The sequence below is a fragment of the Pseudoalteromonas rubra genome, from assembly GCF_000967655.1.
Lineage (GTDB): Bacteria > Pseudomonadota > Gammaproteobacteria > Enterobacterales > Alteromonadaceae > Pseudoalteromonas > Pseudoalteromonas rubra_A.
In genome coordinates, this window is the sequence record NZ_JXYA01000047.1 from 89,619 (window position 1) to 106,193 (window position 16,575).

13 protein-coding genes are annotated in these 16,575 nt (G+C 48.0%); 7 read left to right on the top strand and 6 right to left on the bottom strand.

The window, feature by feature from the left end; translation table 11 throughout:
* Nucleotides 1-4: 4 nt before the first annotated feature.
* The 3 genes from TW77_RS18900 to TW77_RS18910 all read right to left on the bottom strand — a co-directional run bounded on the left by TW77_RS18900 (nucleotide 5) and on the right by TW77_RS18910 (nucleotide 3,704).
* A complete protein-coding gene (locus TW77_RS18900; protein WP_046006534.1) occupies nucleotides 5-1,087 on the bottom strand; it encodes a hypothetical protein in 1,083 nt (360 codons plus the stop codon).
* On the bottom strand, nucleotides 1,084-3,105 hold the full coding sequence (locus tag TW77_RS18905; protein ID WP_162197971.1) for a DUF3857 domain-containing protein: 2,022 nt from the start codon (nucleotides 3,103-3,105) through the stop codon (nucleotides 1,084-1,086). Before TW77_RS18905 ends, TW77_RS18900 begins: the two co-directional genes overlap by 4 nt.
* A 131-nt stretch (nucleotides 3,106-3,236) precedes the next feature.
* On the bottom strand, nucleotides 3,237-3,704 hold the full coding sequence (locus tag TW77_RS18910; RefSeq protein ID WP_046006536.1) for a CreA family protein: 468 nt from the start codon (nucleotides 3,702-3,704) through the stop codon (nucleotides 3,237-3,239).
* A 677-nt stretch (nucleotides 3,705-4,381) separates the two neighbouring features.
* Between TW77_RS18910 and TW77_RS24460 the strand changes: the two genes are divergently transcribed.
* From TW77_RS24460 to TW77_RS18940, 6 genes are all read left to right on the top strand, one after another.
* Nucleotides 4,382-5,338 (top strand): hypothetical protein, encoded by a 957-nt coding sequence (locus tag TW77_RS24460; protein ID WP_052713273.1) that lies wholly within the window; start codon nucleotides 4,382-4,384, stop codon nucleotides 5,336-5,338.
* An 18-nt stretch (nucleotides 5,339-5,356) separates the two neighbouring features.
* On the top strand, nucleotides 5,357-6,250 hold the full coding sequence (locus TW77_RS18920; RefSeq protein WP_046006537.1) for a hypothetical protein: 894 nt from the start codon (nucleotides 5,357-5,359) through the stop codon (nucleotides 6,248-6,250).
* A 165-nt stretch (nucleotides 6,251-6,415) separates the two neighbouring features.
* Nucleotides 6,416-7,090: a hypothetical protein gene (locus tag TW77_RS18925; protein ID WP_162197972.1), complete on the top strand. Its 675-nt coding sequence runs from the start codon at nucleotides 6,416-6,418 to the stop codon at nucleotides 7,088-7,090.
* The gene (locus TW77_RS25670) at nucleotides 7,087-8,688 is read left to right on the top strand and encodes a hypothetical protein (protein ID WP_046006539.1); all 1,602 of its coding nucleotides are present in this window, start codon (nucleotides 7,087-7,089) and stop codon (nucleotides 8,686-8,688) included. Before TW77_RS18925 ends, TW77_RS25670 begins: the two co-directional genes overlap by 4 nt.
* Before the next feature lie 166 nt (nucleotides 8,689-8,854).
* Complete coding sequence (locus TW77_RS18935; protein WP_046006540.1) at nucleotides 8,855-9,817, top strand: endonuclease/exonuclease/phosphatase family protein; 963 nt, start codon at nucleotides 8,855-8,857, stop codon at nucleotides 9,815-9,817.
* A 280-nt stretch (nucleotides 9,818-10,097) separates the two neighbouring features.
* On the top strand, nucleotides 10,098-11,270 hold the full coding sequence (locus tag TW77_RS18940) for a right-handed parallel beta-helix repeat-containing protein (RefSeq protein WP_046006541.1): 1,173 nt from the start codon (nucleotides 10,098-10,100) through the stop codon (nucleotides 11,268-11,270).
* A gap of 60 nt (nucleotides 11,271-11,330) precedes the next feature.
* Here TW77_RS18940 and TW77_RS18945 read toward each other — a convergent pair whose 3' ends face one another.
* From TW77_RS18945 to TW77_RS18955, 3 genes are read right to left on the bottom strand one after another with little or no spacing between them, the layout of a single operon-like run.
* Entirely contained in the window at nucleotides 11,331-12,644 is a 1,314-nt protein-coding gene (locus TW77_RS18945; RefSeq protein WP_052713274.1) for a peptidoglycan DD-metalloendopeptidase family protein, read from the bottom strand.
* 3 nt (nucleotides 12,645-12,647) lie between these two features.
* The gene (locus tag TW77_RS18950) at nucleotides 12,648-14,030 is read right to left on the bottom strand and encodes a M23/M56 family metallopeptidase (RefSeq protein ID WP_046006542.1); all 1,383 of its coding nucleotides are present in this window, start codon (nucleotides 14,028-14,030) and stop codon (nucleotides 12,648-12,650) included.
* A 1-nt stretch (nucleotide 14,031) separates the two neighbouring features.
* Nucleotides 14,032-14,412 carry a BlaI/MecI/CopY family transcriptional regulator gene (locus TW77_RS18955; RefSeq protein WP_046006543.1) on the bottom strand — a complete coding sequence of 127 codons (381 nt, stop codon included), beginning with the start codon at nucleotides 14,410-14,412 and terminating at the stop codon, nucleotides 14,032-14,034.
* A gap of 304 nt (nucleotides 14,413-14,716) precedes the next feature.
* Between TW77_RS18955 and TW77_RS18960 the strand changes: the two genes are divergently transcribed.
* Nucleotides 14,717-16,354 carry a Na/Pi cotransporter family protein gene (locus TW77_RS18960; protein WP_046006544.1) on the top strand — a complete coding sequence of 546 codons (1,638 nt, stop codon included), beginning with the start codon at nucleotides 14,717-14,719 and terminating at the stop codon, nucleotides 16,352-16,354.
* Nucleotides 16,355-16,575 lie beyond the last annotated feature (221 nt).

Sequence of the window (16,575 nt, forward strand, 5' to 3'; positions counted from 1 at the left end):
ACAATTATGACTGATAGACTTGTTTAAACTGCGCATATTGCGTTGATTTCATGAAATTTTCACTGTTTGTGATATCGGCCAGCTGCTGCTCAGAAAATTGGATCTCAAAGGTCTCTTTCATAAAATTAAGCAACTCAACAGTATAGTCATGCTCATCGGTTATCAGCGCAACCTGCAACATGATCAGATAGCCATAGGCGCTACCCGCGTTTTGATACAGTCCGTCCAGTGCAATAGCAAACGCTTCGCGCTTATGGCCTAAATGCGCATGCACCATGGCTTTTTCCATTAAAATTGGTGGGCTTGAGCGAATATCTTCAGGCAGGTCTTCAAACTTTGTCAGTGCCTGTTGATACTGCCCCATACTGCGAAACAGGTTTGCTTTTAGCAGCCCGTGATGCACATTCTCGCTGTCTGTGAGCAAAGTCTCGCAAAACAGCTGATGCTGCTCCCCCTCACAGGTTTCAAGGGCGCGGAACAAAGTTTCATGCACAATTGGCAAGGTTTTAACCTCGCCCGGGAGTTGCTGGTACTTTTCCAGCGCTAACTTCGACGCTTTCTTTTCCAGATGCTCGGTCACCACCGCTATCGCTTCTTCATGTCCTGCCGATTTAACCTGTTGATCATATTCAGCGAAAAAATGCACCAAACTGGAGCGATAACTCAGGTTGTTGACATCCACCAGTCTATAATCCTGTTTTGTCAAAGTGATATCGACCAGTGCAAAGGTGCCATTATTGTGGGAAAAAATATACCGGCTCAGCCAGTAGTCACCGACTTCCCGGCTGTGGCTGTATACAATGTGTTCAAAAGAAGCCAGACCAATGATTGCCCCTATTGAAATATAAGCACTCTTCATCGCAAACTTGGGATCTTCCACGCCCAGTTCATTTTTTACGTAAGCTTCACTGGCATGTCGGTCAATCATGGCCAGCAGCACATCTTCATCGGGGTTTTTAAATAAGTATTCCAGCTTTTTGTTGGCTTCATAAATAGTGGTTGAAGTTTCCAAAAACGTGGCTTTGTTGGTCGACGCACAGCCAGACAAAACACAGATTAAAACCAGCAGGCTCAATAACCGTTTCATAGTGACTCTCCGACAAATTTCATCTTGGTTTTATTTTCAAGCTGGTTGATAAAGTCCTTAAATAAGGTGTAGTTAGGGTTAGTCTCAACCTCCATCACTGTGCCACCAAAGCCACTATACTTGTTTGCCTGTTTGATCTTACTAAGGTGAGCAGGCACCGCCTCCACCGGCACAAATTCCTGCAAAGCTTCATACCGGGCATGGAAAGTTACCCGGCGACGGTCGTATTCCATGGCGCTATCAATTTGCACATAAGGGTCGGCAAAGGATTTCTGATAGGCCAGCGCACTAAAGTCTACATCTGCCGGCATCAGTAACGTCACACGCTGAGACAAAGATAAAGGATACGCCTTCGCCAGAGGCTGTTTACGGCGCACTGTTTGAGGGAGTTTAACGTACTGACTGACATTGCCGGCAGAGAGATAAAACTCGGCCGCGCCATTTTCTCCCGGTTGCCAAAAATCAGGCACCCAGTAAGATTCAACTACTGTGATAACATTGTCCCGGCGATTATCGCTAAACGAGATAGGCGTTTTTACCTGCACGCCCGGATAAAATTGCGCGTAGTAGTTCAAAGAATGTTCCTGAAAAACCTTTTTCTGCGATGAGGCCAGCTGATAACGCAGGCGCTCAGCCTGCCAGCCATAGTACTGAGATTCAATCCGCCATTGAACCGGCGAGACATAATCCGGTGCAACGATCATTTCATTGATATCAATACCATGACGGGCGGGCTTGATATTCACTTCAGTCAAGGCATCGGACTGGCTGTCCACCAGCAGTGCACTGCCGTAGTCTGGCTGGTGTAAACTGCTCAGGCGGCTTCCCTGATAGTTAATGGTCGGGTCAACCCAGTATGCTTCACCGTCCAGAGTAAAGTGAGTGATCACATGGTTAAAGGCACTATGAGTAGGCAGATACTCACTAATGTGGGCGCGTTTATCCGTAGAAACCAGAGCTGGTTGGGCGTCAACATCCAGCGCGCGCAACAAGGTATTGAGCAGCAATGTTTTATCCTTGCAATCTCCAAAACGTTTTTCAAACACCTGATGGGGCATGTTGGGTTGATGCGAGTTCACGCCCAATTCCAGACCGAGATAGCGGATCTCATCCTGCACAAACGTGATCGCCTGCTCAATGGCTTGCTGTTTGGGTAAGGCTTTCAATTCGTTAATGTAGGCTTTCAATTCAGGGCTGTGCTCGGTTTTAACCTGAAACAACTCAGCTGCCCAGGATTGCACTTCAAGCCAGGAGTTAAACTCGGTGAACTGAATATAAGGAAAAGGACTAAACCAGCCAGGCAGCTCGTTCTCAACCGTGTGCGCAATGCTGTTTTCAACTTTTACAGTAAAGGTTTGCGTGCCCTCACTTTGCTGATGCTGCACTTGTGTATTGAGGTTGCCAAATACTTTATGCGCCACTTGCTTATCATCTGGCAGGGTCAGTTTAAAGCTCAGTAAGTCAACCGCCACACCCCAGCCCAGGTTATCAAAATAACTGAAACGCTCACCCAACACCGGGTTGCTACCCGATAAGCTGTAGCTGTAATCCAGCTCATCGCCGACCCGAATATCCTGAAGCAAGATCAACGCATCAAACAAACCCAGATACATGTTGTTTTTCTGGTCCTCTTCAGCATTGATCACTTTTATATCCTGCGCTGCTAACTGGTAAACGGCTTTACCGTCTCGCCACACTGTGACATTGTGGAACACCAGTTGCTGATAAGCCGGATTAAAGCGCACTCTGACCGTACTGCCCTCCTGCACCCCGGCTGCATCGGTAAACACAAACCGATTGTGAGAAACCGCTGTTACGCCTGCGGCATCGCTCACCTGACGATCAACCAGGCGATAATGAAGTGGCTTTCTTAAACTTTCAGGTAACGCTGGCAGTGACTGCTTTGAAGCCCATGCTGGAGCCGATGAAATTGTCACATCAGGACGTTCACCGAGCGCCCTGACAGGATTAAACCACACCATCAGGACGATGGCGCATAGGATGTATAGCTGCTTCATAATACTCAACTTTTTACTCATCCCTGAACAGCTGACAGTAGCTATCAGGCATTTTGTGGACACAAACACTTCAGTTTATACAGACAGGCAACTGCCGATTGCACACTACCAGAGCGCTGTATTGTTCTACCCTACTGGCTGGCTAATTTTTCAGAGTAAGCCTGAGTGCCCCATAAAGGAACGGTTGACAAGCTATGTTTAAAACTGCCTGAGGTTTCTTTGGTTGTATAGGACAGATACATCAGTGTCTGATGCTCGGCATCAAAAATGCGTCTGACCTTCATGGCCTTAAAAAACACACTTTTTGATTGCTTGAACACCACTTCACCGGATTTGCTCTTATCTATCTGCGCTATCATTTGCGGCGTAATTTCGCCGGTCTGACGACACGCAATGGAGCTATCGCTGGGGTCGGATAAGCTAAGATCGGCCTCTATGCTGGCGACATGGCATGTCACGCCGGTAACAATCGGATCTGTCATCGAGTGTAATTTAATGTCTTTGAGCGTAAACAGGCCCAAAGAAACATCGCCCACCTCACTATCTGAGCAGCCCAGCAAAAGCAAAGCCAGGCCTGCAGTTAACAGAGTTTTGTTCATTCTTATCCCTTCATATTGACTATTTTCGGTTATAACGAGCTGCACAGGTGGAGCAGTTAGAGTTATTAATCCCCTCTGCCATAAAATCGGGGGGAGCGGACTCTCTACCTAAAACTCTGTCCCTAACTCTAGAAGATATCAGATCCTAAGATGTTTCAAAATACAGTATGCAGATTTCTATAAGTATAGCGGACCTTTATCTCGTGCCATCATTGACCTGTCGACGCACCAAAAGTTAGCGATAAAATCATATTCGGTTGTCGCTGTCAGACAAAACTATGCCCAACTCGGCTGATGATCGTGTCTGAGCCACAGTAAAAATTCATATATTTCAAAAAAGTTCCTTATTTCGTTATTTTATTTTTTCATACATAAAGTAACAAATAGAACTTTTGTTCATATATCGAACTAAAACGCTACCCTAAAGTTCCATTCAAAAATCGGGACAATCAAAATAAAACAATTCCTTTCATAGAGTTAGAAATAAAATTTCGAGTTTAATATTAAATTTAGGGACAATACTCTAAAAACCCAAAATTAACAATATTGCAATTTAAAGACAAACAAATATTTATCAATAAACCAACTATTTTAATATTTGAGTTTTTTATTTAGATTAATTCAGCACCCAAAACGTGCATCAACAACTAATACTACAATAAGGAACTACAGTAATCATGAAGAGCTTTACAATTACCGCTCTGCTTGTAGCTATGTCTGCTGCGACTGGTGGAGCCGCACATGCACATAGCACGGCTGATGGAAACAAAGATCACCTGTCAATTTCAAAGTACTCAGAAATCATTATGCCGGAGAATAATCTTCATCTTCGTCACAATGCTATGAGCGGCGACATGACCGAGGATGACTTTAATCGCATCATTGATGAAATTAATGTCATTTACGAGCCCATCGTAAACTCCCATGGCGCAAACTTGGTATGGCGTCGGAATTGGGACGATAACACAGTAAATGCCTATGCACTGCAACAAGGCAATAACTGGATAGTTTCTATGTTTGGTGGACTCGCGCGTGCGCCTGAAGTGACAGAAGATGGATTTGCTCTGGTTGTGTGTCACGAGCTGGGTCACCACCTTGGCGGCTTCCCATTCAAAGGCACTCGCTGGGCATCAAGCGAGGGGCAGTCGGACTACTTTGCTTCTCACGCATGCGCAAAGCAAATCTGGGCAGATGAGGACAATACCCCCTATCGCTATACGGTAAACGCAACCGCTAAAGCAAAATGTGATGCCACTTATGGCAATTTCTATGACCAAAACCTCTGCTATCGCACGGCCATGGCGGGCTACTCGCTGGCGAGTTTGCTGGCAGCGGGCCGTGGTCAGACAGTAAGCTTTGATGACCGGGATACCAGTGTTGTCTCTCAAACATATGAAGCTCACCCTCAGCCACAGTGTCGTCTGGATACCTACGTCGAAGGTGCATTATGTAAAATTGACAATGATGACTACCTGATCCCAGGCAAAGATGTCACCTTGGGTCGTCAGTCAATTTACGCAGAACTCGAAGCCGCTCGCAACCATTGTGCAAGCATTTCACATAGCCTAAACGTACCTAATGCTAATGACGCCTACCGTCCTAAGTGCTGGTACAAACCTCGCCTCGTAAAATAAAATATTAAGGAAAAATAAATGACTCTTATCAAAAAACTACTTCTGGCATCCGTTGCCTTGATGACTTTGTTAGCAGTAAGTAGCGCAGAAGCTCGCCTCCCCGTAGATTGCGAAATCCCTGAGCCAGGTATGGAACAGGAATTGCGCATTGAATGCGGTGGCGGCGGTGGTTATGATCCAACTCCTGCCGAAACAAACCGCTTTTTAGATCAAACTTATGTTGACCAGCTTAAGTCTCGTTGTAACGGCACAGAGCTGACGCAGGCAGAATGTCGTGATTACCGTAACTATGCCCGTGGTAACTGTATCAACAACACTGAGTATAACTACGCTGTGCAAAAAAACTTTGCGCCTGTTTGTAACCAGTTTGACCCAAGCAAGCTAATTGCGGTTTGTCGCTGTGGCTGTTTTGAGGTTGGTACAAAAATCTCTGCGCGTGAAGGCAAATCTAACGCAATCACTCAGGTAAATGTCGAAGCTCTGTTCAACAACGAACAGAAATTCGATGTGCTAGCCTTTGCAGAAACTGCCACTATGTCTAACGTTCACTTCGACCTTGAGCAAATCGAAGATACTACGAAGGGTCCGGAAGAGAAGCCTCTTGTAATTGTACACACAGAATCAGGTATCCGTATCGGTTTGTCTGAAGAGCACGGTGTGCTTTTAGCATCAGGTAAAATGACTGTGGCTCGCAACCTGCAAGCTGGCGATGATTTAGTAAAAGAAGATGGCAGCACCGACAAAATCGTAGCGATTGAAAGCGGCGCGGAAAATCAGATGGTTTATAACCTGTTAACCACAGCCGAAGAAGAGCAAGGACACCTGGTCATTGCAAACGGTTTAGTGATGGGTGACTTGTACTGGCAGAACATTCTTATGAGTGACATGGCTAAGTTCAAAGTTAGACAGTAACACAAAGATGGCTAGCTTTGGTTAGCCGCTTTATTAAACCCAAACTAACAACCAGCTGCTTTTCACGAGGCAAGCAGCTGGTTTATAAGGATCATTATGCTCAAGAGTCGTTATACAAAACTGGGATTACTTGCTGTCTCCGGTGCCATTTTGATAGCACTGAGTATGCCCAAAGACAATCAGCAAAGCCGTAACCCCGACAGCGGCATGGCCAAAGCTCAGTCTGCTGCAACTAAGATAAAGAACGAGAATAACAACAAGCCGAGCACATACTCGGTTGCAAACCAAAACAAATCTACGCCAGTCACGACACTGCAAACCGCAAGTGCCGACTTAAAAACATATATAGAATTTAGTCAACATGCTGACCGTAGTGAAAGAAAGAAGGCACTTTTTGGGCAATGGGATAGCTCCACAGACATGCTGCAACTGCAAAACACAATTTTGACTCAAAAAGGCTTTGCACAAGAAATGTTTAAAGGCGAGCAAGCTCAGGCACGTTTGCTCGCGATCGAGTACCTGAGTTACCTGGCTCAAAATGGTCAAAGAGATCCGATAGAAAAAGCAATCGGACAACTTTCAGAAAGGCTGAACCAGGAAGAGTGGGTACAGGGAATAGAGCACGACTATGTGGACCTGTTATTTAAATATACAGAAACACTGACGCAAGAAGAGTTAATGGGTGACTTCGAACAAATCGTTGAAAAGTCGGGATACTCCAAGAAAACTCACGACTTGTTTACAACAGGTTTATCGCTATCAGAAACAGTGTTACTCTTGCCTGATGACAAAATGGTCGAACTAAGGAATAGATTGAATCTCATTAAGGAGCAATCATGAAAAACGCAATCTTTATTGCACTATTCGCAACATCACTAAGTGCCTGTGGGAGCAGTAATGCACAAGGTGATACACCGGTAGTGCCTGATAAATCAGTTACGCCAAGTCCAAACCCGACTCCAGATCCCACACCAGCCCCTGAGCCGACACCAGACCCGGATCCCACACCCGATCCAACGCCTGACCCAGACCCTACACCGGACCCGGATCCAGATCAGAAACCGACGCCCGCAGACAGACTTGTTGAGCAACAAGGGGTTATCTTTCCAAAGTTTCCAGTTTTAGAAAGTGATCAGGCCATTATTGATAAAGTAACAGAAATCGTTAATGCCTCAACTTGCGACGGGTGGGAGCAAAACTGCAACATGGTAGAAGTCACCTTTTCACCAGTACCACACAACGCAGCTAAGTTTGACAAGAACCAGCGCATCATGGTGATTGACTTCGGTATGTCTCAGCAAGCCGTATCGGCATACAGAGACAGGGTGCTCGATTTGCTCAGTTATGATGCAGATATGAATTTAGTTGCGCACCGCCCGGTCATTATGATGCCATCTGAAGCGAACCAGGTTTTCACTGAAATTGCCAGCGCCTCGCGCAGTTTGTCAGCAATTGACTTCAGTCACGTATCTGCGACATTTGCCGGTAACTACCTGCCGCTTATCAAGGAAAAAGGCGCACCTTTTTTTGCCGTGGGTGATGGCCACGGTGCGCACGTCGTTTCATTCTTATTTGAGTACAACCCCAGAGCACAGCTTCTTTTGGTTGAAGATGGGCACTGGATGGACAATAGCTCATGTGAGGCACTCAGCAGCGGCGACACTGCGATTAGAGAAGCTGAGCTGGCAAATTTGAGAACCAGGCAAGACCGAGCAATCAGTGGTTTGCAAGCTGCCGTGGAAGAACACGATATTGGCCTGATCAATGCCTCTTTTGGTGTGTCTAAGAGCGTACTGAATGATACCGTAAAGGCCAAATGTGGCGCGCTGCTTGATGACTCAGTTATGACGGCGTTAATGGTTCTGGAGATCAGATACATCGAAAATCTCGCTTCGTTCACGTACACAACGGATGAAAACGAGCAACGTAAAACCTTGCTTGTACAAGCGGGTATCGCAAAGTCACAACGCGCTTTGGTTGAAGATGATGCAGCTTACCCTATAGATTGTGATTCTGACATTCAGCCAAGATTGAGGGTCGCCAATCCGCTTACTTCTATGAAAAGGCTTGGCATCGAGGACATTCCTCTTGAAGGTGTGACCGATAACGCTAAGTTGTCGCAAACCGATTATAATCTGTGGCGTTGTACCGATGTGTATATCCCGACTGGCGGATATAAAGAAAACGGCATTAAATCCCGTAAACGGTCTTATCCGTCAACCCTGTATGGAGTGCTAACTGCCGGTGCCATCTATGCGCCCTTCCACAGCTCTTCTTACTCAACACCGGTTGCTGTGTCTGCGTTGAACTATTTACAAACACAAAGTGACCAATACCTGACACCTGAAATGTTAATCGAGCAGTTTAATCAAGCACAAAAAAAGGTCTTAGATCCATTACAACACGATCAGTTTGATGTGTATAAACACGCGTTTTAATGACTTCATAAGTTACAACGTGCCCTGAGCTACTCAGCGGCACGTTCCTTTATTCACGCTCTTCGCTAAGCACCACATCACCCGAGCATATCGACCTGAAAAACTGGTATTCACTGGGCAATGAGCTAGCTTTATGAATCTATTCATCACTTGAGCAAGGTAACCCATGGAACTGACACACCTTTCAAAAGCCACAGCAGAAAAACTCAAACTACTGGTTGAACGTATAGAACAAAGCCACATCCCCCCCTCCATGCTGGATGAAACCCTCAATATTGCAACCTGGAATATTCGTGACTTTGGCAAACGACGACGCAGCGAGCTGGCCATTACGCTTATCTCGCGCATTTTGTATCAGTTTGACCTGATTGCGATCACCGAGCTTCGAGACGATTTGACCGATTTTAAGCGGGTAATGCAGCAACTGGGACCAGACTGGCAGTTTGTGATCAGCGACTGGCAAAGCGATTTTGGCGGCAACTGGGAGCGCACCGCGTTTGTTTACGACAAACGCATGGTGCAGTTTACTGGTCTGGCCGCAGAAGCGCAGCCAGACAGGCAAAAAGTCGATGACCAGTATATCAGTGAACAATCCTGGTGGCGCGCGCCTTATATGGCTTCTTTTAAAGCTGGCAGTTTCGATTTTATGATACTGGCCATGCACGCCCGCTGGGGCACGCGCCCTGGCCGTGAGCAAGAGCTCGCCAGCTTTGGCGACTGGATAAAGAGCCGCTGGGTCGACAACGCCGATACGGTATTTGATGAAGACCTGATTGTGGTGGGCGACTTTAATATTCCCCGCATTGGCGATCGCTTCTATCAGGCGCTCACCCAATCAAGCGGATTACAGATGCCGCAGGCCCTGGCAGAGATCAACGACACCGCAGCGAGCGCTGGCAATAAACGCTACGACCAAATTTTGCACCGTGCCAGGCATGCGTTTAGTTATGCCGACAAAGGCGGCGTGATTGACTTTGCGGCACAAGGCCTGATGGCTGCGATATTTGATGATACCGGCATTCCCGAAAGTAAATGGACCTATGAGCTGAGCGACCACTTTCCGCTTTGGGTGCAAGTCAATACCAATAATGAATTAGCCATACTTAACAGCATCATACAAAACGAGTAACAAAATATTACCTAAATAATAGACAAGTATTTCATTTAATAGCACAATGCATTTTGACGAACGATACCTGTGTGCTTAATTGCGTTGTCAGCATTGCGGTGTGGGATACTGTCGATGGCGCAGTAAATTGTGCCAGTACCTGTTTACAGATACAGTGCCGAAAGATGTATTTAGTGCTTTTGGCAGATTCCCCCCAGACAGGCAGGATATTAACGCATTGTGTTGTGGTATCTTCGTTAACCAAACTAAGTGTAACGATGACTTCAATAAGGAAGAAGCAATGAAAGACACGAAAACCCTCACGCTAACTCTTCTCTCTGGCGCACTGGCGCTGTGTACTATCCCGCAGGCACTCGCTGCGCAATGTAACATTGTGATCCCTTCCAGCCACCATTTGATCGATGGTAATACGCTGGGCGTGGTCGCTGGTGATACTATCTGCCTGGCAGCCGGGGAACGCGGCCCGCTGCGAATTCGCAACGTTCACGGTGAAGCGGGCAATCCAGTCGTGATCCGCAACGAAGATGGCACAGTCACAACCACCCCTTACGAGTACAGTATTGCCGTCGAGCAATCTTCTCAGCTACGCATTACCGGTAGCCGGGATGAAGCAGGTTACGGTATGCGCCTGGGTGGTACAGTTGGCATTGGTGGGCTCAGCGAGTACATAGAGATTGATAATCTTGAAATCTACCGCGCGCGTTTTGCCGGACTGTTGATTAAAACCGATCCTACCTGCGATCCCGCCACCTGGCAGGAAAACTTCACCATGCGCGGGCTGAGAGTACACCACAACTACATTCACGACACCGAAACAGGCGAAGGCATGTACATAGGCTATACAGGGAAGAGCCGCAAGCTGGAATGTGATGGTGTTGCAACCACGGTGTATCCGCATAAACTGACTGACGTTGACATATACAACAACACCCTTGAAAACATTGGTGCCGATGGTATTCAGCTCAATTCAGTGGCAAGTGATGCAAGCATTCGCAATAACAAGATTTACCGCACCGGCGTCAGCCCGTTTGATCCTAAATACCAAAACACAGGTATTCAGGTTGGCGGGGATAAGGTAACGGTAACAGGCAACCTGATCTATCGCAGTGGCGGTAATGGCATGATGCTCGATGGCGACGGTTTAACCATCCATGACAACCACATTCTGTACGCCGGAGAAAATGGCATTTTTGCCCGTAACCCAGCGCAGCAGGACAGCACCATCAGCGATGGTGAAGCGCATGTCTACAGTGAAAACCTGATTATACATCCGGCCAGTTACGGCATTAAACTGTATGCCGTCAATACCGCAACCCCTAACCTGATCAAAGAAAACACCATCGAAGATCACGGTCAGCGTGACGCGGCCAATCGCCCAATGACTTACTCTTATCTGAATAATAGCGTGTTCAGACAAGAACTGAACAACCGCCATTACGTGGTTGAGCAGTAGTCATAAAACTCTGTTAACAGCAGCGCCTGTACCGGGCGCTGCTGTTTATTTTCTGAATAGCTACTTACCCAGCGAAGCCGTATTCGTCACATACTGATCCAGTTCTGGGTTTTGATGCACACGCGCAATGCGCTGTTGCAGACTGGTAAGCTGACTGCCGCTCAGTCGCTGCTGTTTTACATGCTTCAGTGACAATGGGTTAATAGGCTTACCATTTTTATGTACTTCATAGTGTAAATGGCGGGCCTGCGACAATCCGGTGTTACCCAGATACCCTATTACTTCGCCTTGCTTAACCCGTGTGCCCGGTTTCATGCCCTTAGCAAACCCGTTCAGGTGCGCGTATAGAGTCTCGTAGCCATTGGCGTGTCGGATCACAACCCTGTTACCAAAGCCACCACCCCAGCCTGCTTTTTTGATGGTGCCATTACCCGCCGCAAAGATAGGTGTGCCAACGGGCGCACCAAAATCCAGTCCAGCGTGTAGCCGGGTATAACCGAGAATAGGATGCTTTCGGTTGCCGAATTTAGACGATAAACGCGCGCCATTTAACGGGGTTTTTAGCAAAAAGCTCTGCGCAGGACGACCGTCGGCAAAGTAAAAGCCGCTTTGCGCGCCCTCTGCATCATGGTGATATACCGCCAGGTCTTCTCCCTGATTCTGAAGCCGGGCAAAGCGCAACTGGCCAGCCTGTTCCAGCTGCTGCTCAAGGCCGTCTTTGGTCATTAAAATGGCTTTGTCATACATCAGAGTCAGTGCATCGCCTCGATGTATTTCCCGCTGAAAATCAACAAAATGAGAAAACACGGTGATACTCTGATTGACCACATCCAGCGGCACCGAGTCGGCAATCAGCGACTCGTAAAGGCTTTGAGTAATGGCAACATCGTGCACCGCCTGAGCCGGGCGCGTATCGAGTTGATAGCGGCGTTTTTGCCACTCGCCCGTCATTGAAACACTCAGCCGCTGTGCAAAGCCTGTCGCTACAGTGACTGAATGTAATTGACCCTCAAAGACCTCTATTTTTACTTTTTGCCCAACCGGCAGCTTGCTGAGATCAACCTCAGGGGCCATCAATTTTTGTAACTTGTATGCCTGACGGTCACTCAGACCAAAAGGCTTCAGTAAGGCAATAAATGACTGACCCGCAGACAGAGTTAGCAATTTGTGCTCAACCTGCGGCGTCTGTTCAGGCTCATCAGATACCTGAACAGGCAATATTTTTTCGCTTGTTTGCTCTGTACTTGGTTCGGCCTGTGCCACAGCGGGCGTACACATAGGGCCACTTTTAGCCGCTGTCTGATCAGGTAAATCAGACACAAGCGTGCTTAGCACCATACCCACAGGGATGGCGATCATCAGATGATATTTCATGAATTAGTCCTTCGAGAAAATGCTCAGCGGGTCGAGACGCGCTCCGTCAGCCAGAATTTCGAGGTGTAAATGGGCGCCGGAAACCCGGCCACTGTCACCCAAAGTGCCAATCACCTCACCAGCCGATACCCAGTCACCGGATGACACGGCAATACTATCCAGATGTGCATATAAGCTTTGATAGCCATTACTATGCTGGATAAGTACCACCTTTCCATAGTTGTTGGGCAATGTGACATCATCGGCAACCAACACTTTACCTGTGGCAACGGCATTCAATGGAGAGCCCTTTGCTGCCACCAAATCGACCCCGCCATGAGGCTTGTGGTTGCGAAATGCCGACACATGGCCAAAGTGTGCACTGATCTCATATTCAGTCATTGGCCACTGCCAGTTTGGAGTCTGAGGGCTCAGCAGAGGCCTCACCTGAAAAGAGATAAATGCGCAGCACACGCCTATCAACAGCAGGTTAAAGAGCACAAAACGATGTCGTGCCTTAACCGGCTTCATGATCTGCACCAGACGACTCTTATAATCGGCCAGCGATACGGCTTCAGAGGCAAACCCTGCGACGGCATTGGGTGTCTTATTCAGTGTGCTGTATTTAAGTGCGTCTAACAAAGTCGCCGCGTACTGCTGCCGATTAATCCCATAACGGCCTATGGTTTGTGCATCGCAGCGCGCTTCCATGGCATTGATAAATGCCGCTTCCATTTTGGCAATCGCCGGGTTAAACCAAAACAAACACCGCACTAACTGCCAAATCAGAATCGCAATATGGTCTTTGTGGACCAGGTGCGTCATTTCATGCAGCAGTAAGGTTTGCTGTTTGTGCTGAGGTAAGGTGGTAAAATAGCGAGGCATCACAATCACAGGGTGACGCACACCCGCTGCAAATGCCGTGCAATCTAGGGGTAAAACATAGACAGGCACCTGGCGACCATTAACACGTGTTAAAGGCGCGAGCGATTTATAAAGGCTGGCCTCTAGTGGCTCAGCGCTAGCCATTAAAGCACGCAGGCTGGTGAGCTTGTTCAGTAAGCGTGCGCCCTGGCGAACACTTTGCAGCGCAACCAGCGAAGTTAGCGCTATAAATACCCACAACCAGTCCCACTGTGTGTTGGCAGTCAATAAAATCTCCGTATTTACTTGGAACTTGTCCGTCTGCTCAGCAAAATCATAGAGTATCAAGGGGACAGAGCCGCCTGACGTCATATCTGGCAGAGGAATAAAAGGCACAAAACTCAGCGCCAGCACAGCCCACCATAAATCGGGAGACGCAGGATGGTAGCGACTCAGAAAACGACCCATCCGCACCAGAGCGACACTCAACAGACACCAGATCAGCACTGACCCCAACACTGTAAATAAAGTTGCCAGACTCATACTACTGGCCCCGCTTATCCTGCTCAGACAAAGATGCCAGCAGGTGCTCCAGCTCCTCCAGCTCCTGCGACTCTATCAGCCGGCTATCGGCAAACATAGCAACCGGCAACGGGCCGTCCAGTTCCAGCACATTTTTAGCAAATTCCTGGGCGTAGGCGGCCAAAGTCGGCACTTTTTCAACGCGAGCCGTGTACGACTTTTTATTACCCTGTTCACCAATGCTCAGCAGCCCTTTGTCTCCCATGCGCTCAAGTGTTTTGCGTGTTGAGGAATACGACCAGTTAAAACGCGCTGCAATGGCATCGTGAATTTCTTTGGCGGTGCGCGGCTCCTGTTGCCACAGCAGCTTGAGGATCTCTAATTCGGTGGTATTAGGTTTCATATCTGTTGTTGTTTTAATGTGACACTTGTCGCACTTTAACAGTTAAAAAAGTGCGACACAAGTCACAGTTTTAAAATGACGGCACAAATCAGCGCAACATGACTGATAAATCACCCGTTAATCTGGCACCTCGTTCAAGCCGCTCGTCTTGACTTTCCCAGCTTCTGCTTATATCCCTAAATATATGTGACCGTTCAAAAAGTTGACCTCAGACAACGCCCTTTTTAGCAATCATGGTACTTTTAACGGCTGTAAAATAAGGTGGACCGAGCGCACTGTGCCACCATAATGGGATTGAGTAACTATGGATACACTTCAGCTGATAGGTAGCCTACTTGGCGGCCTGGGGATTTTCCTGGTCGCCATCGGCATGATGACAGATGGCTTGAAACTCGCCGCCGGCGCGTCGCTGCGCAAAGTACTGGCGACCTGGACCAAAACCCCGCAACGCGGTATTGCCTCGGGCTTTTGCATGACCGCACTAGTGCAATCGTCCAGCGCAGTAACCGTTGCCTCGCTGGGCTTTGTTAATGCAGGCCTGATTACCATGCATCAGGCACTGGGTATCGTCTATGGTGCCAATGTCGGCACAACCGTCACTGGCTGGCTGGTTGCCGCAGTTGGGTTTAAATTCAATATTCAGGCCATTGCCCTGCCGTTGATTGGCATAGGCGCACTGATGAAACTGCTGCGCCCGCAGTCCCGGCTGGCATCTGCGGGCCTGGCGATGGTTGGCTTTGGCTTGTTTTTCATCGGCATCGATATTCTTAAAGGCGCGTTTGAACATGTCGTCGCCACTTTTGATCTGAGCCAGTTTACCGCCGAAGGGTTGACAGGCATGCTGACATTTTTACTGGTTGGCATTGTAATGACCACTCTGACGCAGTCATCCAGCGCGTCTATCGCGCTGACCATTACGGCAGCAGCCAGTGGCATGATTGGCCTTTATGCAGCCGGTGCTATGGTAATAGGAGCCAATATTGGCACTACCTCGACCTCAATTCTCGCTGCCATTGGCGCCACCTCCAACGCCAAACGCGTAGCCGCGGCGCAAGTTGTGTTTAATGCGCTCACCGCTCTGGTGGCCTTTGCCTTGTTACCTGTGCTGTTTTATCTGATCACCGTGATCACCGGCTTTTTTAATCTGACCGCCGATCCGGCGCTGTCACTGGCGCTGTTCCATACCCTGTTTAACGTGCTGGGCGTGATGCTGATCTTCCCGCTCAATAACCGATTGGCAGGCTTTTTAATGAAGCGCTTTTGCAGCGCCGAAGAGACCGCCGCCCGGCCGCGATTTTTGGATAAAACCATTGCCCAGACACCGGCACTGGCCACCAATGCACTGCTGCTCGAAACCAAATTAGTGGCCGATAAAATACTGGCACAGTACGAAAAGTCTCGCCAACCTCTCGACGCTTTGGCCATTGAACAAGCGATCCAGACCATTCAGAAGCTCTGTCAGCACATTAGCAACTTTATTGTTACCGTGGAGCAGTCGGCGCTGTCGGAAGAAACCACTGGCCTGCTGGCAAAGCTCATGCGCGTTGAGCACTACCTGATCACCTGCAGTCACTGTGTTGAAAAGCTAGCCCACTTGCAGCCGCAAAAACAACTGGCCGAACACCCTGAACTGCACGCCCAGCTTCAGGAATATCAGTCGCAGCTGGGGCATTTTATGAAAACCAGCCTGACAGCCGAGTCGATGAGCGAAAGCACCTTAACCGCCGCACTTGAACAACTACAGCAGCTGCATGATGACGTTAAAGACGATTTGATCCTTGCTGGTACTAATGCAACCTTGCCTATCGACAATATGGTGGTCAACATCAATGGCCTGTCCGATATGTGGCAGCTGACACAGCAATGGCAAAAAGCCATGTTATTGTTATATTTGATAGAGCACCAGCTTTCCCCTGGCTTAAGCAGCAATAGCACCACATAATTCACCGTTAGATAGTGCTCATATCGCAAAAATAAGGCTATCAAGAAGCCGGCACAACATTAAAGTGATGTGGGCATCTGAGTTCAGGATAGGTGTGTATCTGTGCAGTTTTGAGCCGAGATATCGCCTCGTTCGTTTGCGAATAATGGCACACTAACAGTCATTATTCGCCCGTTGAGAACTGCTCAATGTAATGAGAACACAACCCCCAACACGTGCAA

Coding starts and splice junctions, on each gene's coding strand:
- TW77_RS18945 (WP_052713274.1), bottom strand. CDS start 12,644: ATGAAATATCATCTGATGATCGCCATCCCTGTGGGTATGGTGCTAAGC.
- TW77_RS25670 (WP_046006539.1), top strand. CDS start 7,087: ATGAAAAACGCAATCTTTATTGCACTATTCGCAACATCACTAAGTGCC.
- TW77_RS18925 (WP_162197972.1), top strand. CDS start 6,416: ATGCCCAAAGACAATCAGCAAAGCCGTAACCCCGACAGCGGCATGGCC.
- TW77_RS18955 (WP_046006543.1), bottom strand. CDS start 14,412: ATGAAACCTAATACCACCGAATTAGAGATCCTCAAGCTGCTGTGGCAA.
- TW77_RS18940 (WP_046006541.1), top strand. CDS start 10,098: ATGAAAGACACGAAAACCCTCACGCTAACTCTTCTCTCTGGCGCACTG.
- TW77_RS18920 (WP_046006537.1), top strand. CDS start 5,357: ATGACTCTTATCAAAAAACTACTTCTGGCATCCGTTGCCTTGATGACT.
- TW77_RS18950 (WP_046006542.1), bottom strand. CDS start 14,030: ATGAGTCTGGCAACTTTATTTACAGTGTTGGGGTCAGTGCTGATCTGG.
- TW77_RS24460 (WP_052713273.1), top strand. CDS start 4,382: ATGAAGAGCTTTACAATTACCGCTCTGCTTGTAGCTATGTCTGCTGCG.
- TW77_RS18910 (WP_046006536.1), bottom strand. CDS start 3,704: ATGAACAAAACTCTGTTAACTGCAGGCCTGGCTTTGCTTTTGCTGGGC.
- TW77_RS18905 (WP_162197971.1), bottom strand. CDS start 3,105: ATGAAGCAGCTATACATCCTATGCGCCATCGTCCTGATGGTGTGGTTT.
- TW77_RS18900 (WP_046006534.1), bottom strand. CDS start 1,087: ATGAAACGGTTATTGAGCCTGCTGGTTTTAATCTGTGTTTTGTCTGGC.
- TW77_RS18935 (WP_046006540.1), top strand. CDS start 8,855: ATGGAACTGACACACCTTTCAAAAGCCACAGCAGAAAAACTCAAACTA.
- TW77_RS18960 (WP_046006544.1), top strand. CDS start 14,717: ATGGATACACTTCAGCTGATAGGTAGCCTACTTGGCGGCCTGGGGATT.